Raw genomic sequence first — 13,128 nt, 5'->3', positions numbered from 1 at the left:
GCCGCAGGCCACCGGGTTCGCCAGCAGCTGGCGGGCGGGCCGGAGGTCGAGGGACTCACCGACCAGCTGATGCCCGGCAACGGTGCTGCCGACGGCCCGCCGACCGGTGCCGGCGTGGTTGGCCTGCTCACGACGTGTCAGGCTAGGGCGGTGAGTACGCCGGGGGGTGGAGAGCTGGCGGCCACGCTGCGCCGGATCGAGCGTTCGGCGGGGGCGTTGGCCACCTCCAGCGTGGCCCGGATGGACGAGACGCTGCCGTGGTTCCGGGCGCTGCCGGCCGACCAGCGCTCCTGGGTGATGCTGGTGGCCCAGGCGGGCGCCCGGTCGCTGGTGCAGTGGTTGCAGGACGGCGGCGGCACGGCGGACAGCACCCAGGAGGTCTCGGACGAGGTCTTCGCCGCCGCCCCGCAGGCGCTGGCCCGGTCGATCACCCTCCAGCAGACCGTGGCGTTGATCAAGGTGACCATCGACGTGGTCGAGGAGCAGGTGTCGCACCTGGCCGCCGAGGGTGAGGAGCAGCAACTGCGCGAAGCGGTGCTGCGCTTCTCCCGGGAGATCGCGTTCGCCGCCGCCCGGGTGTACGCGCGAGCAGCCGAGTCACGCGGCGCGTGGGACGCCCGGTTGCAGGCCCTGCTTGTCGACGCGCTGCTGCGCGGGGACTCACCCGATGTGCTGGCCAGCCGGGCCGCCGCGCTCGGCTGGGCGGACGCGCCGCCGGTGGCGGTGGCGGTGGGTCGATCGCCGGGCGGTGAGGTCTCCGCGGTGCTGCACGTGGTCTACCGGCAGGCCCGCCGGATCGGTGTGGAGGTGATCGGCGGGGTGCACGGCGACCGCCTGGTGATCGTGTTGGGCGGTGCGGCGGACCCGCTCACCGCCACCGCCAAGCTGCTCAGCGCGTTCGGCGACGGACCGGTGGTGGTGGGTCCGGCCGTACCGAGCCTGGACGAGGCGACCGAGTCGGCGCGGGCCGCGCTGTCCGGTTTCCGGGCGGCGCCGGCCTGGCCCGGTGCCCCCCGCCCGGTGCCGGCCGCCGACCTGTTGCCCGAGCGGGCCCTGGCGGGCGACGCGGAGGCCCGCCGGCGGTTGCGGCACGACGTGTACGCGACGCTTGTGCGCGCCGGTGGCGAACTGCTGGCGACCCTTGACGCGTTCCTCGCCGCCGGCGGCACGCTGGAGAGCGCCGCGCGGGCGCTGTTCGTGCACCCGAACACGGTGCGTTACCGGTTGCGCCGGATCGCCGAGGTGACCGGCTTCTCGCCGCTGTCTCCCCGGGACGCGTTCGCGCTCCAGGTGGCGCTGACAGTGGGTCGGTTGGATCCGGTCGTCCCGCTCGCCTCGGCCGTGCCGACCCAGACAATCACCCCAGGCAGCCGGAAAATCGCGCATAACGAGGATGATCCTCGCCGATTTTTGTAAGAAACCTCCAAAGGTTCTAGTGCGGTTTGGTCGGAGGCGGCACAGCGTTACCGAGGCGAATCCGGGAGAGTCATAGGCGTGCTCGCCGTACTTAGTCCCGGCCAGGGTTCTCAGAAACCCGGCTTCCTGACCCCCTGGCTCGACCTGACCGGCACCGAGGCGCGGCTGCGCGAGTGGTCGGCGTTGGCCGGGGTCGACCTGGTGCACCTGGGCACCACCGCCGACGCGGACGAAATCGTGGACACCGCCCGCACCCAGCCGCTGCTCGTCGCCGCGGCGATGCTCGCGGCCGAGCACCTGCCACTTGACGGCGTCGGGCTCACCGCCGGGCACAGCGTCGGCGAGTTGGGTGCCGCGGTCGTCGCCGGTGTGCTGACCCCCGAAGCAGCGATCACCCTCGCCGGCGTACGCGGACGGGAGATGGCCGCCGCGTGCGCGCTGGAGCCGACCGGGATGGCCGCGACGCTTGGTGGTGACCCGGACGAGGTGCTCAGCGCCATCGAGGCGCACGGGCTGTATCCGGCCAACCGCAACGGCGCCGGGCAGACCGTCGCCGCCGGCGCGCTGGCCGGGCTCGACAAGCTCGTCGCCGAGCCGCCCGCCCGGACCCGGATCATCCGGCTCAAGGTGGCCGGCGCGTTCCACACCCCGTACATGGCCCCGGCGGCGACCGCGCTCGCCGAGGTCGCCGCCGGGATCACCCCCGCCGACCCGGCCCGGATCCTGCTCTCGAACCTCGACGGCACCGCTGTCGACAACGGCCAGGAGCTGGTGCAACGCCTGGTCCGCCAGGTGACCGCGCCGGTGCGCTGGGATCTGTGCATGCGTACGATGGCCGACCTCGGGGTCACCGGTGTGATCGAGTTGCCGCCCGCCGGCACTCTCGCCGGGCTGGTCAAGCGGGAGCTCAAGGGCGATGGCGCCCCGGAGATCGTCACCCTGAACACCCCGGACGACCTGCCGGCCGCACGGGACCTGATCGCCCGCATCGGAGGTCGCTCATGACTGGCAGTCGCATCGTCTCGATGGGGCACTACCAGCCCTCGCGGGTGGTGACAAACGACGACATCGCCCAGCTCGTCGACACCAACGACGAGTGGATCCGCGACCGCGTCGGCATCGTCAGCCGGCGGATCGCCGACACCGAGACGGTGGCCGACATGGCCGCTGCCGCCGCCGGCAAGGCGCTTGCCAACTCGGGCCTGACCGCCGCCGACATCGACCTGGTCGTGGTCGCCACCTGCACGTCGATCGACCGCAGCCCCAACGTGGCCTGCCGGGTCGCCGCCAAGCTGGGCATCACCGCCCCGGGCGCGTACGACGTGAACACCGCCTGCTCGGGCTTCGCGTACGCGCTGGGCACCGTCGACCACGCCATCCGGGCCGGCGCGTCGCGCAACGCGATAGTCATCGGCGCGGAGAAGCTGTCCGACTTCACCGACTGGACCGACCGGTCCACCTGCATCATCTTCGCCGACGGCGCCGGTGCGGCGGTGGTCACCGCCACCGCCGACGACGAGCCGGCCGGGATCGGCCCGGTGGTCTGGGGTTCGGTGCCGGAGAAGAGCGACGCGGTGCGCATCGAGGGTTGGCGCCCGTACGTCCAGCAGGAGGGGCAGGCGGTGTTCCGCTGGGCCACCACCGAGCTGGCCCCGCTGGCCCTACAGGCCTGCGAGCGGGCCGGGGTCGACCCGTCGGAGCTGGCCGCGTTCGTGCCGCACCAGGCAAACGCCCGGATCATCGACGGCATCGCCAAGCGGCTCAACATCCCCAATGCGATCATCGCGAAGGACATCGTCGAGTCCGGCAACACCTCCGCCGCGAGCGTGCCGCTGGCCCTGTCCAAGCTTGTCGAGCGTCGGGAGGTGCCCTCGGGCGCACCGGTGCTGCTGTTCGGCTTCGGCGGTGGCCTGACCTACGCCGGTCAGGTCGTCCGCTGCCCCTGAAGACCCCCTTCGGCGCGTACGCGTCGAGGAGTGGCGGTCGGCGACGCCGTCCGTCGGACAACCCCGATGAAAGGAACCAACCGCAATGACCCGTGACGAGATCACCACCGGCCTCGCCGAGATCCTCGAAGAGGTTGCCGGAGTGAACCCGGACGACGTGGCCGAGGGGAAGTCCTTCACCGACGACCTCGACGTCGACTCGCTCTCCATGGTGGAGGTCGTGGTGGCCGCCGAGGAGAAGTTCGGCGTCAAGATCCCGGACAACGAGGTGCAGAACCTCAAGACCGTCGGTGACGCCGTCAGCTACATCGCGGCGCAGTCCTGATCATGAGTCGTCCTGACGTCGTCGTCACCGGGCTCGGCGCGACGACCCCGCTCGGCGGGGACGTCGCGTCGACCTGGGACGCCATGCTCGCCGGCCGCTCCGGGGTGAGTGCCCTCACCCAGGAGTGGGCCGCGCAACTGCCGGTCCGGATCGCCGCCCAGTTGGCCGTGGAACCGTCCGAGGTGCTGGACCGGGTCCGCCTGCGCCGACTGGACCGCTCCGAGGCGATCGCGATCATCGCGGCCCAGCAGGCCTGGGCGGACGCCGGCCTGGCCGGGTCCGACCTCGACGGGGAGCGGCTGGCCGTCAGCGTCGGCTCCGGCATCGGCGGTGCCACCACCCTGCTCGCGCAGGACGACATCCTCGAAGCGTCCGGGCCGCGGCGGGTGTCCCCGCACACCATCCCGATGCTGATGCCCAACGGTCCGGCCGCCTGGGTCGGGTTGGAGTTGGGGGCCAAGGCCGGGGTGCACTCGATGGCCAGCGCCTGCGCCACCGGTGCCGAGGCGATCGCTCTCGGTCTGGACATCATCCGCTCCGGCCGGGCCGACGTGGTGGTGGCCGGTGGCACCGAGGCGGTCATCCACCCGCTGCCGATCGCCGGCTTCAGCTCGATGCGGGCGATGTCCACCCGCAACGACGACCCGGAGCACGCCTCCCGCCCGTGGGACACCGGCCGCGACGGCTTCGTCCTCGGTGAGGGTGCCGGCATCGTGGTGCTGGAGCGGGCCGAACACGCCGCGGCCCGGGGCGCCCGGGTCTACGCGCGCCTCGCCGGGGCCGGCATCACGTCCGACGCGTACGACATCGTGCAGCCGCACGCCGAGGGCGAGGGTGCCATCCGGGCCATCGCCAAGGCGATAGCGGACGCGGACGTGGCCAAGCGGGACATCGTGCACGTCAACGCGCACGCCACCTCGACGCCGATCGGTGACATGCTGGAGATCGGCGGGCTGCACAAGGCGCTCGGCGACCACCCGGTGTTGACCGCTACGAAGTCGATGACCGGTCACCTGCTCGGTGCGGCCGGCGCGCTGGAGTCGATCGCCACCATCCTGGCCATCCGCGACAGTGTGGTGCCTCCGACGATCAACCTCGACGACCCGGAGCCCGGTCTCACGCTCGATGTCGCGGCGCACAAGGCACGCCACATGGAGATCCCCGCCGCGTTGAACAACGCGTTCGGCTTCGGCGGTCACAACGTGGCGCTGGTCTTCGCCCGGCCCTGAGAAACCCGCAGGACCCCGCAGCAGGCAAGGCCCCTGCTCGTCGCGCGGCGACGAGCAGGGGCCTTCGCGTCGTTCACGTCCGGTTGCGGGGATGCCGCTTCGCTGTGCGTTCGTTGCCGTGGCGGTAGTTGCCCGTCCAGCGGGCCATCACCAACTGCGGGTCGTCGTCGACCTCGGCGAGGAACTGCGCCGCGCGGGCGCCGCGCAGGGTGCCCGCCACCCGCCCGTGGTGCGTGATCACCACCAAGCCGTCCGCACGGTGGTCGTACCTGAAGCCCTGTGCCTGACCCATGACCGACATGCTGCCAGTGCCACGGCCGACGACGCGACGGGTTTCCCGCCCGGCACCGGCTCGGCAGTACTGCTTCGCGCGGGCCATCCGCTGGGGGTGCTGGCCCGTCGGCTGACCGCCGAGGTCCTGGATTAGGCACCGCCGCTTGGTGGGAACTACGAGCCCGCACGAACGAGCTCGTGAACGGCTCGTCCGGAGCGTTCGCGGGCCCGTCATTCCTTGGTGCCGGCCAGCTCCACGGGTCGAGTGCGCATCGCGCCGATCGTCGGCGCCAGCGTGGCCAGGAGCGCGACGACCGCGCAGGCCACCAGGGTCAGGCCGAGGATCTGCCAGGGGACGACGATCGCCGTCCAGACCGAGAGTGCCCCCAGCGCACCCCAGATCCCGAGCAGGTTCACCAGCGTCGCCAGCACGCCCAAGACCGCGCCGACCGCCACCATGGTCAGGGACTCGGCCATCACCAACAGCAGCACCTGCCGCTTCGTGGCCCCGGCGAGCCGGAGCACGGCCAGGTCCCGCACCCGGTCCGAGGTGGCCATCACCATCGTATTGGCCACCGCGATTCCGGTGTAGGTCAACGCGATGCCGAGCACGACCAGATAGCCCACAGTGGTCTGTCGGCCGCTGGCAGGCAGCTGCTCGGTGAGCCACTCGGCGCGGGTCTGCACCTGGGCGCCGGAGGAGCGCAGCGCGGAGCGGACGGCGGCCTCGCCGGCGGAGACGTCCGTGCCCGGCCGCCACGACAACTCGATGTGGTCCACCACCGCGCCGCCCGCGTTGTGCCCGGTCACGTAGACGCCGTTGCTCCCGGTGCCGGTAGCCAGGACCGCCACGACGCGCAGCGAGCGCTCGGTCCCGTCGCCGAGCCAGACCGTGACCTGCCGGCCAACGGTGTGCACGGCCCACTCCTCGTTGACGACAATGCTCTGGTCGTCGAGGTCACTGATCCGGCCGGCCCGGACCGGCAGGTGGCGCACCGCGGCCAGCGTCTCCGGGTCGACCGCCTGGGCATCCGAGCGGATCAGCGCGACGCCCTCCTCCAGCGTGTATAACGCGCTGGAGGCGCTGGTCATCACCTTCGCGCCGGGAACCCTCCGGACGGCGGCCACGGCAGACTCGTCCAAACTGGTGCCGTCGACGATCAGGTCGGCGGCGATCTGTGTACGGATCTCGGCCGCCTTCGCCGCGTTGATCGTCGCGGTAGCGCCCAGCAGGGAGCCGGCCAGCGCGACGGTGACCAGCACCGGCGCGGCGACAGCGGCCGTGCGCCGCACCCCGGCGCTTGCGTTCTCACGCATCAGCATGCCGGTCGCGCCCGACAGCTGAGCCGGTAGCCAGGCGATCAGCCGGGTCAGCGGCCCCACCAGGATCGGCGCCAGCAGCGCGATCGCGGTGATCAGCAGCATCGGCTGGGTGGTGTACGTCTTGCGGTGCAACGCGTCGCCGGGGTCGCTGAGCAGCCGCCAGCAGAGCATGCCCAGCCCGGTGGCGAGCAGCCCGGCACCGAAGATCCAGCGACCCAGGGTCATCGCCCGGGTGTCGACCGACGCCTCCCGCAGTGCCTCGGTCGGGCGGATCCGGCCGGCCCGGACCGTCGAGACGGCGACCCCGGCCAGCGCCACGATCAGACCGGTCCAGAACGCCACGTGGTAGGGCCACTGGTAGTCGCCGATGGTGAACCAGCTCGGCGCCAGCCGTTCGTCGACCAGGATCTCTCCGAGCCACGGCGCCCCGTGGGAGCCCAGCGCGCAGCCGGCTGCCGACGCCACCACGCCGACCGCCCCCGCCTCGGCGAGCATCGTCCGCCGGACCTGGCGTGGGGTGGCGCCGGCGGTGCGCATCAGGCCGATCTCGCGGCGACGCTGGGCGACCGCGTACGCGAACGTGGAGGCGACCACGAACACTGACACGAAGGTGGTCACCCCGCCGGCCGTGCCGAGCAGGGCGTTCATCGCGATCAGCGCCTCCCGGTCGCGATCCGGGTCGGGGTCCGCGCGTCGCCGGTCGTCGCCGGTGAGCACCTGGATTCCGGGTGTGCCGGCGACCGCGGCCTGAACGGCCTCCGCCGGAGCATGCACGACGAGGTTGTCGATCCGCGGTGATATCTCCGCCGCGGCATTTTCACTGAAGAAGACCGCTTTCTCGTACGAGACCGGTGCCAGCGCCGCGGCCAGGGTGAAGACCGCCCGCCCAGTCGGTGTACGGACCTCGATCTGACGGCCGACCAGGGCCGGATCCGCCACCATCGCGATCTCCGTGGCCGTGCGCGGCTCGTGGCCGGCGACGATCCGGTTGCCGCCGAAACCGGCGACGGGCCACGGATGCCCGACCAGCTCGGCGTCCTTGCCGTCGACCCGGACCGGGAACGACCGGTCCGCGACAACCGTCCCGAGGTTCGCCAGGTTCTTGGCGAGGGCCTCCGGAACCGCCTGCGGCTGCGTGAGCGGCTGGACCCGGACACCGATCCGGGACGGCACCCGCAGCTCGTCGGCACCGCGGACCACGACCACCGCGCCGGCGAGCCGCTCGGGGTGCTGCTGTGGAGCCGCCAGGGTAGACGCCAGCCCGAGCCCCATCGTGGCGATAAGCGCGACACCAAGGCCCAGCGCGACGAACGTGCCGACCAGGCTCACCCAGCGGGCCCGCAGGCTGCTGAGCGTCACGATCAGCATGCGGTCTGCTCCATCTGGGTCATCCGGTTCGCGACCGCCTCGGCCGACGGCGCGTCCAGGGCGCCGTTGAGCCGGCCGTCGGCCAGGAACACGACCCGGTCCGCGTAGGCGGCGGCGACTGGGTCGTGGGTGACCATCACGATGGTCTGCCGCTCGTCGTCGACCATTCCGCGCAGCATCCGCAGCACCTCCCGGCTGGTCGACGAGTCGAGCGCGCCGGTCGGCTCGTCGCCGAACAACACGTCGGGGCGGGTGATCAGGGCGCGGGCGATAGCGACCCGCTGCTGCTGGCCGCCGGACAGCTCGCTCGGGCGGTGCCCGGCCCGGCCGCTCAGCCCGACCCGCGCCAGCACGTCGCGGACCTCGCCGCGGGACTGCCGGCGCCCAGCTAGCCGCAGCGGCAACGCCACGTTCTGCTCGGCGGTCAGGGTGGGCAGCAGATTGAAGGACTGGAAGACGAAGCCGATCCGCTCGCGCCGCAGCAGCGTCAGCTTGTGCTCGTTGAGCGTGGTCAGGTCGGTGTCGCCGAGCAGCACCGAGCCGGACGTGGGCCGGTCGAGGCCAGCGGCGCACTGCAGCAGCGTCGACTTGCCGGATCCGGATGGTCCCATGACGGCGGTGAAGGTGCCTTCCGCGAAGGACAACGAGAGGTCGTGCAGCGCGGTGATCGCCGGGTCGCCGGAACCGAAGGTCCGGACGACACGGCGCAGGCGAATGGCGTCCCGGGTCATATGTGCAGCCTGTCGGAGGGCAGGGCCGGCCACATCCCCGCGAGATGGTGTCTTTCCGGTAGTGCTAGGGATACCTTCGCGGCCTTCAACCGGGCGGGTCACCGCTGACCGGCTGCCACGGGCCCCGGGCTTCCCGCACCGGTTGTCCTCTACGGTGGTCCGGTGCGACCCCGCAATGTCTGGCAAGCCCTTGCCCGGCTCGGCTTCGTATGGTCCTGGTGGCCCGTGCGGTCGGCCGCCTACCTGCTCGGCACCGGGGTGCTGGGCCTGCTGGTACTGGTGGCCGCGCTGCTCGTGATCGCGGTCGGCGGGCTGCTTACCGTAGTGGTGATAGGGATTCCGCTGCTGGCCGCCCTGCCGCTGATCGGCCTGCCGGCCGCCGGGCTCGAACGCCGTCTCCTGAGGCTGGTCGACGGGCAGCCGGTGCCGCACGGTCATCGGGTTCCGCCACGTCCCGGCCTCAGATCCTGGCTGCGGACCCGCTACACCGAGCCGGGCACCTGGCGGGAGTTCGGCTACGTGTCTCTGTGCGCCCTGGTGCTCTGGCCGCTCGATCTGCTCGCGTTCGTCCTCGGGGTCACCGTGCCACTGGCGCTGCTCGCCACCCCGGTGCTGTTCGCCACGATCGGCGACGAGGATCAGGTCAACGTCCTCAAGGCGTACGCGGTGACCTCCTGGCCGGGCGCCTGGGCCAGTTGTCTGGCGGGCGTCGCGGCGCTGGCCGTGTGTGCCTACGGGCTGGGCATGCTCGCCGGGCTCCGCGCCGAGCTGGCCCGGGCCATCCTCGCTCCGGCCGCCGGCTGGCTCGACCGGCAGGTCGTCGAGCTGACCCGCTCGCGGGTCCGCCTCACCGACGCCTTCGAGGCCGAGCGCAGCCGCATCGAGCGCGACCTGCACGACGGCGCGCAGCAACGGCTGGTGGCCCTCACCATGATGCTGGGCGTCGCGCGCCTGGACGTCCCGCCCGGCCCGCTGGCCGACCAGCTCTCCCGCGCGCAGGACGAGGCGGGCCGGGCGCTGATCGAGCTGCGTGAGCTGATTCGTGGCGTCTATCCGCCGCTGCTCACCGACTTCGGGCTGGAGGCGGCAGTCACCGACCTGGCGACCCGGTCCGCGATTCGCGTCGACGTCGACTTCGGCGTCACGCAACGCTTCCCCCGGCCTGTCGAGTCGGCCGCCTACTTCGTCGTCTCCGAGGCCCTCGCCAACATGGCCAAGCACTCCGGCGCCGACCGCGGACGGATCTTCGGCGCCTACGCGAAGGGGATCCTGACGGTCCAGGTGCACGACGACGGGCGCGGCGGCGCCGACATCGGAACCGGCACCGGGCTGATCAGGCTGGCCGATCGGGTGTCCGTCGTGGACGGCAGACTTTCCCTGTCCAGCCCGCCCGGCGGGCCGACACGAGTAGTTGTGGAGATCCCTTGTCAGACCCTTCCCGATTCCGCGTAGTCCTGGCCGAGGACAGCGTCCTGCTGCGCGATGGGCTGGTGGGCCTGTTGGGCAGATTCGGCCACGAGGTGGTCGCCGGGGTCTCCGACAGCGACAGCCTGCGGGAGGCGGTCGCCGAGCACGATCCGGACGTGGTGGTCACCGACGTCCGGATGCCCCCGGGCTTCACCGACGAGGGCCTGCGTGCGGCGGTGGAGCTGCGACAGACCCGTCCGCGGCTGCCGATTCTGGTGCTGAGCCAGTACGTCGAGACGCGGTACGCGACGGAGCTGCTGAACGTCGGCGAGGGCACCCACGTCGGTTATCTGCTCAAGGACCGGATCGGTCACGTCGGTGATTTTGTCGAGGCGCTGGGTCGGGTGGTGGAGGGCGGCACCGTCGTCGACCCCGAGGTCGTCCGTCAGATGCTGCGCCGACACCGGGACCCTCTCGAGGCGTTGACCGTCCGCGAGCGCGAAGTGCTCGCGCTGGTCGCGGAGGGCAGGTCGAACCTTGCCATCGCGACCGGTCTGAGTCTGGCCGAGGCGTCCGTGGCCAAGCACATCCGCAGCATCCTCTACAAGCTCCAGCTGCCACAGACCGAGGACAGCCACCGGCGTGTGCTAGCGGTCCTCACGTACCTGAGGGCTTAGAGGCGGCGAGCGCTGACCTGTCGGGAGCGAGCGGTCAACTGCCGCAGGTGGTGGCCGGCAGGCCGGGCACGGCCACCGGGGATCGGCCGCCCGGCCGGGCCTTGCCGGCCAGCACGGCGGCCAGCGCGGTCATCGACGCCCGGCTGGAGGAGTACGTGGCGAGCAGCGTCGGTGACTTCGCCCCGCTCAGCACGTACGGGGTGTCCATGGCGACCGTCACCGCCGCGTCGGCGCGCAGGTCCTTGGCGCCGTCGCCGTAGCCCACCAGGTGCACGATCGTGCCCCCGCTGGCCTTTACCTTCACCCCGGCGGCGGTCAACGCGGCGGTGAGCGCGGCCCGGGTGCCGTCCCGGCCGCCGGAGGCGGTGACGGTGACCGGCCCGCGTACCGGGCCACCGCAGGTGCCGCGCAGCACTGTGACGGCGGCGGCGGCAAGCGCGTCGGCCGCGGCGCGGTGAGCCGGGGCGTTGAGCGTGGCCATCTGCGCGGCCGGGGTCTGGGCGAGCCGGAACTTCATGGTCAACACCCGGGTGACCGCCTCGACCAGCCGGGTGCGGGGCAGCGACCCGTCGCGCAGCGCGGCGAGCAGCCCGTCGTACGCCTGACCGACGTTCGGGGTCATCAGGATGAGGTCGTTGCCGGCGTTGAGCGCCCGGACCGCCGCCTCGCCGGGAGCCCAGCGCTTCGCTGGCGGCATGTTCATCCCGTCGGTGATCACCACGCCCTGGAAACCGAGCTGACCGCGCAGCACGTCGGTGAGCAGCTTGTGGGAGAAGGTCGCCGGGGTCCCCGGGTCGATCGCGTGGGCGTCCAGGTGCCCGGACATCACCGCCATCGCCCCGGCGTCGATGCCGGCGGTGAACGGCGGCCAGGCGCCGCTCTGCAACGCCGCGGCAGACTGGGTGAGCACCGGCAGGTCCTGGTGCGAGTCGTCGGCGCTGTGGCCGTGCCCGGGGAAGTGCTTCAGGGTGGCCGCGACACCCTCCGCCTGGAGGCCACGGACGGCGCCCCCCACCTGCGCCGCGGCCTGCTTCGGGTCGGCGCCGTAGGAACGGGAGCCGATCACGGTGCTGTGGGTGGCCAGCACGTCGGCCACCGGGGCGAAGTCGACGTTGATGCCCATCGCCGCCAGTTCGGCGCCGGCGGCCCGCCAGGCGGCCTCGGTCAGCTTCGGGTCGCCGGCCGCGCCCGCCGCGAGGGCGCTGGGCAGCACGGTGACCCCGTCTGTCACCCGGGTGACGACGCCGTACTCCTGGTCGGTGCCGATCAGCAGTGGCGCGGGGCCGGCGGCGAGCTGACCGGCGGCGGCACGCAGCCCGGTGGTGAGCTCGTGCACCTGCTTCGGGTTGTCGACGTTCGTGGTCTCCTGGTTGCCCTTGGTCGGGTCGTCGGCGCTGAAGCCGACCAGGATCAGACCGCCGAGCCGGTACTTCTTGATCATGTCGGCGGGGGTGTCGACCCCGGCCAGGGCCTGGTTACCGGCTGCCGAGCCGGCGGAGACCTTCGTCGCCGAGTCGCCGTAGGCGTACGGCATCAGGACCTGGCCAACGAGATCTTCGTCGGCCAGCGTGGCGACCAACGTCGCGGCACGGGCAGCCGGGTCGGTGGCCGGTGTCGGGGCGGGGCCGCTCGGGGCGGCGGACGCGCCGACCGGACTGGTCGTCGGCGCGGGGCGCTCGGGGCCACCTGAGCAGCCGGAAAGGAGCAGGGCGGTCAGGGCGGCGACTGCGACGGTGGCGCGCCAGGGGCGATTCGACACGCCGTCCATCCCACCAGCTTCCCCCTTATCGGGGCAACTTGACCTTACCGGTCGTGGTCGGCCCGACGGCGTACGGCCAGCGGACCGGCGACCAGGTCAGCCGACGCGGGTGAGCAAGGTCACCGGGGCCCCGTCGCCGGCATACCGGTAGGGCTCCAGGTCGGTGTCCCACGCGGTGCCGAGCGCCTTGTCCAGGGCGTGCGCCAACGCCTCGGGCGCCCGGGAGGCGACCATCAGGGCGCGCAGCCGATCCTCGCCGAGCTGGATGTCACCCGCCACGCCGACGGTGGCCCGGAACAGCCCCCGGGCCGGCACGTACATGAACCGCTCGCCGTCGACACCGGGACTCGGCTCCTCGGTGACCTCGAAACGGATCATGGGCCACTGCCGTAGGGCAGCAGCCAGCTCGGCGCCCGTCCCCGGACGACCGGTCCACCCGCACTCGGCCCGGCGTGCGCCGGGGTCGACGGGCTGAGCCGTCCACTGCAGGTTGACCGGCGCGGCTAGGACGCGCGCGATCGCCCACTCGACGTGCGAGCACACGGCGAGCGGGGTCGAGTGGACGTATACGACGCCACGCGTTGGCACGGTGACCTCCCGGAGAGCGAGGTGCGTCTTCCCCTACGACCTCGTCCACCCGGGTGGTTGCTGCAACACATGATGACTTGTGTGGC

The 13,128-nt window shown here is 72.3% G+C and carries 12 protein-coding genes; 7 read left to right on the top strand and 5 right to left on the bottom strand.

The features are described 5' to 3' along the window. Positions 1 to 27: 27 nt before the first annotated feature. From AB0B86_RS12840 to fabF, 5 genes are all read left to right on the top strand, one after another. Positions 28 to 1,416, top strand: coding sequence for a helix-turn-helix domain-containing protein (locus tag AB0B86_RS12840; protein ID WP_357406066.1), 1,389 nt, complete (start codon positions 28 to 30; stop codon positions 1,414 to 1,416). Positions 1,417 to 1,494: 78 nt separating this feature from the next. Next, positions 1,495 to 2,421: an ACP S-malonyltransferase gene (locus tag AB0B86_RS12835; RefSeq protein ID WP_357405875.1), complete on the top strand. Its 927-nt coding sequence runs from the start codon at positions 1,495 to 1,497 to the stop codon at positions 2,419 to 2,421. Next, positions 2,418 to 3,362, top strand: a complete 945-nt coding sequence (locus AB0B86_RS12830) for a beta-ketoacyl-ACP synthase III (RefSeq protein WP_110565639.1) — start codon at positions 2,418 to 2,420, stop codon at positions 3,360 to 3,362. Before AB0B86_RS12835 ends, AB0B86_RS12830 begins: the two co-directional genes overlap by 4 nt. A gap of 85 nt (positions 3,363 to 3,447) precedes the next feature. Continuing rightward, the gene (locus tag AB0B86_RS12825) at positions 3,448 to 3,687 is read left to right on the top strand and encodes an acyl carrier protein (protein ID WP_030330276.1); all 240 of its coding nucleotides are present in this window, start codon (positions 3,448 to 3,450) and stop codon (positions 3,685 to 3,687) included. A 2-nt stretch (positions 3,688 to 3,689) separates the two neighbouring features. Continuing rightward, a complete protein-coding gene (gene fabF / locus AB0B86_RS12820; RefSeq protein ID WP_357405873.1) occupies positions 3,690 to 4,916 on the top strand; it encodes a beta-ketoacyl-ACP synthase II in 1,227 nt (408 codons plus the stop codon). Between the two features lie 73 nt (positions 4,917 to 4,989). On the opposite strand, the gene AB0B86_RS12815 is transcribed toward fabF, so the two are convergent. The 3 genes from AB0B86_RS12815 to AB0B86_RS12805 form a co-directional block, all read right to left on the bottom strand. After that, positions 4,990 to 5,208, bottom strand: a complete 219-nt coding sequence (locus AB0B86_RS12815) for a hypothetical protein (protein ID WP_357405871.1) — start codon at positions 5,206 to 5,208, stop codon at positions 4,990 to 4,992. Between the two features lie 212 nt (positions 5,209 to 5,420). Beyond that, positions 5,421 to 7,880: an FtsX-like permease family protein gene (locus AB0B86_RS12810; RefSeq protein ID WP_357405869.1), complete on the bottom strand. Its 2,460-nt coding sequence runs from the start codon at positions 7,878 to 7,880 to the stop codon at positions 5,421 to 5,423. Beyond that, positions 7,874 to 8,611 carry an ABC transporter ATP-binding protein gene (locus tag AB0B86_RS12805; protein ID WP_357405867.1) on the bottom strand — a complete coding sequence of 246 codons (738 nt, stop codon included), beginning with the start codon at positions 8,609 to 8,611 and terminating at the stop codon, positions 7,874 to 7,876. Before AB0B86_RS12805 ends, AB0B86_RS12810 begins: the two co-directional genes overlap by 7 nt. 162 nt (positions 8,612 to 8,773) lie before the next feature. Here AB0B86_RS12805 and AB0B86_RS12800 point away from each other — a divergent pair, with 162 nt between their 5' ends. Together AB0B86_RS12800 and AB0B86_RS12795 are read left to right on the top strand one after the other, a co-directional pair. Next, complete coding sequence (locus AB0B86_RS12800; protein WP_357405865.1) at positions 8,774 to 10,063, top strand: sensor domain-containing protein; 1,290 nt, start codon at positions 8,774 to 8,776, stop codon at positions 10,061 to 10,063. Further along, positions 10,036 to 10,695 (top strand): response regulator transcription factor, encoded by a 660-nt coding sequence (locus AB0B86_RS12795; protein WP_357405863.1) that lies wholly within the window; start codon positions 10,036 to 10,038, stop codon positions 10,693 to 10,695. The genes AB0B86_RS12800 and AB0B86_RS12795 overlap by 28 nt, the downstream gene beginning before the upstream one ends. Positions 10,696 to 10,729: 34 nt before the next feature. On the opposite strand, the gene AB0B86_RS12790 is transcribed toward AB0B86_RS12795, so the two are convergent. Continuing rightward, positions 10,730 to 12,463 carry a glycoside hydrolase family 3 N-terminal domain-containing protein gene (locus AB0B86_RS12790; protein WP_357405861.1) on the bottom strand — a complete coding sequence of 578 codons (1,734 nt, stop codon included), beginning with the start codon at positions 12,461 to 12,463 and terminating at the stop codon, positions 10,730 to 10,732. Between the two features lie 87 nt (positions 12,464 to 12,550). Then, the gene (locus tag AB0B86_RS12785; protein WP_357405859.1) at positions 12,551 to 13,042 is read right to left on the bottom strand and encodes a DUF3145 domain-containing protein; all 492 of its coding nucleotides are present in this window, start codon (positions 13,040 to 13,042) and stop codon (positions 12,551 to 12,553) included. Positions 13,043 to 13,128: the final 86 nt, after the last annotated feature.

Source organism: Micromonospora sp. NPDC049047, assembly GCF_040649135.1.
Taxonomy (GTDB): Bacteria; Actinomycetota; Actinomycetes; order Mycobacteriales; family Micromonosporaceae; genus Micromonospora.
This window is presented reverse-complemented; position numbering and strand designations above follow the sequence as displayed.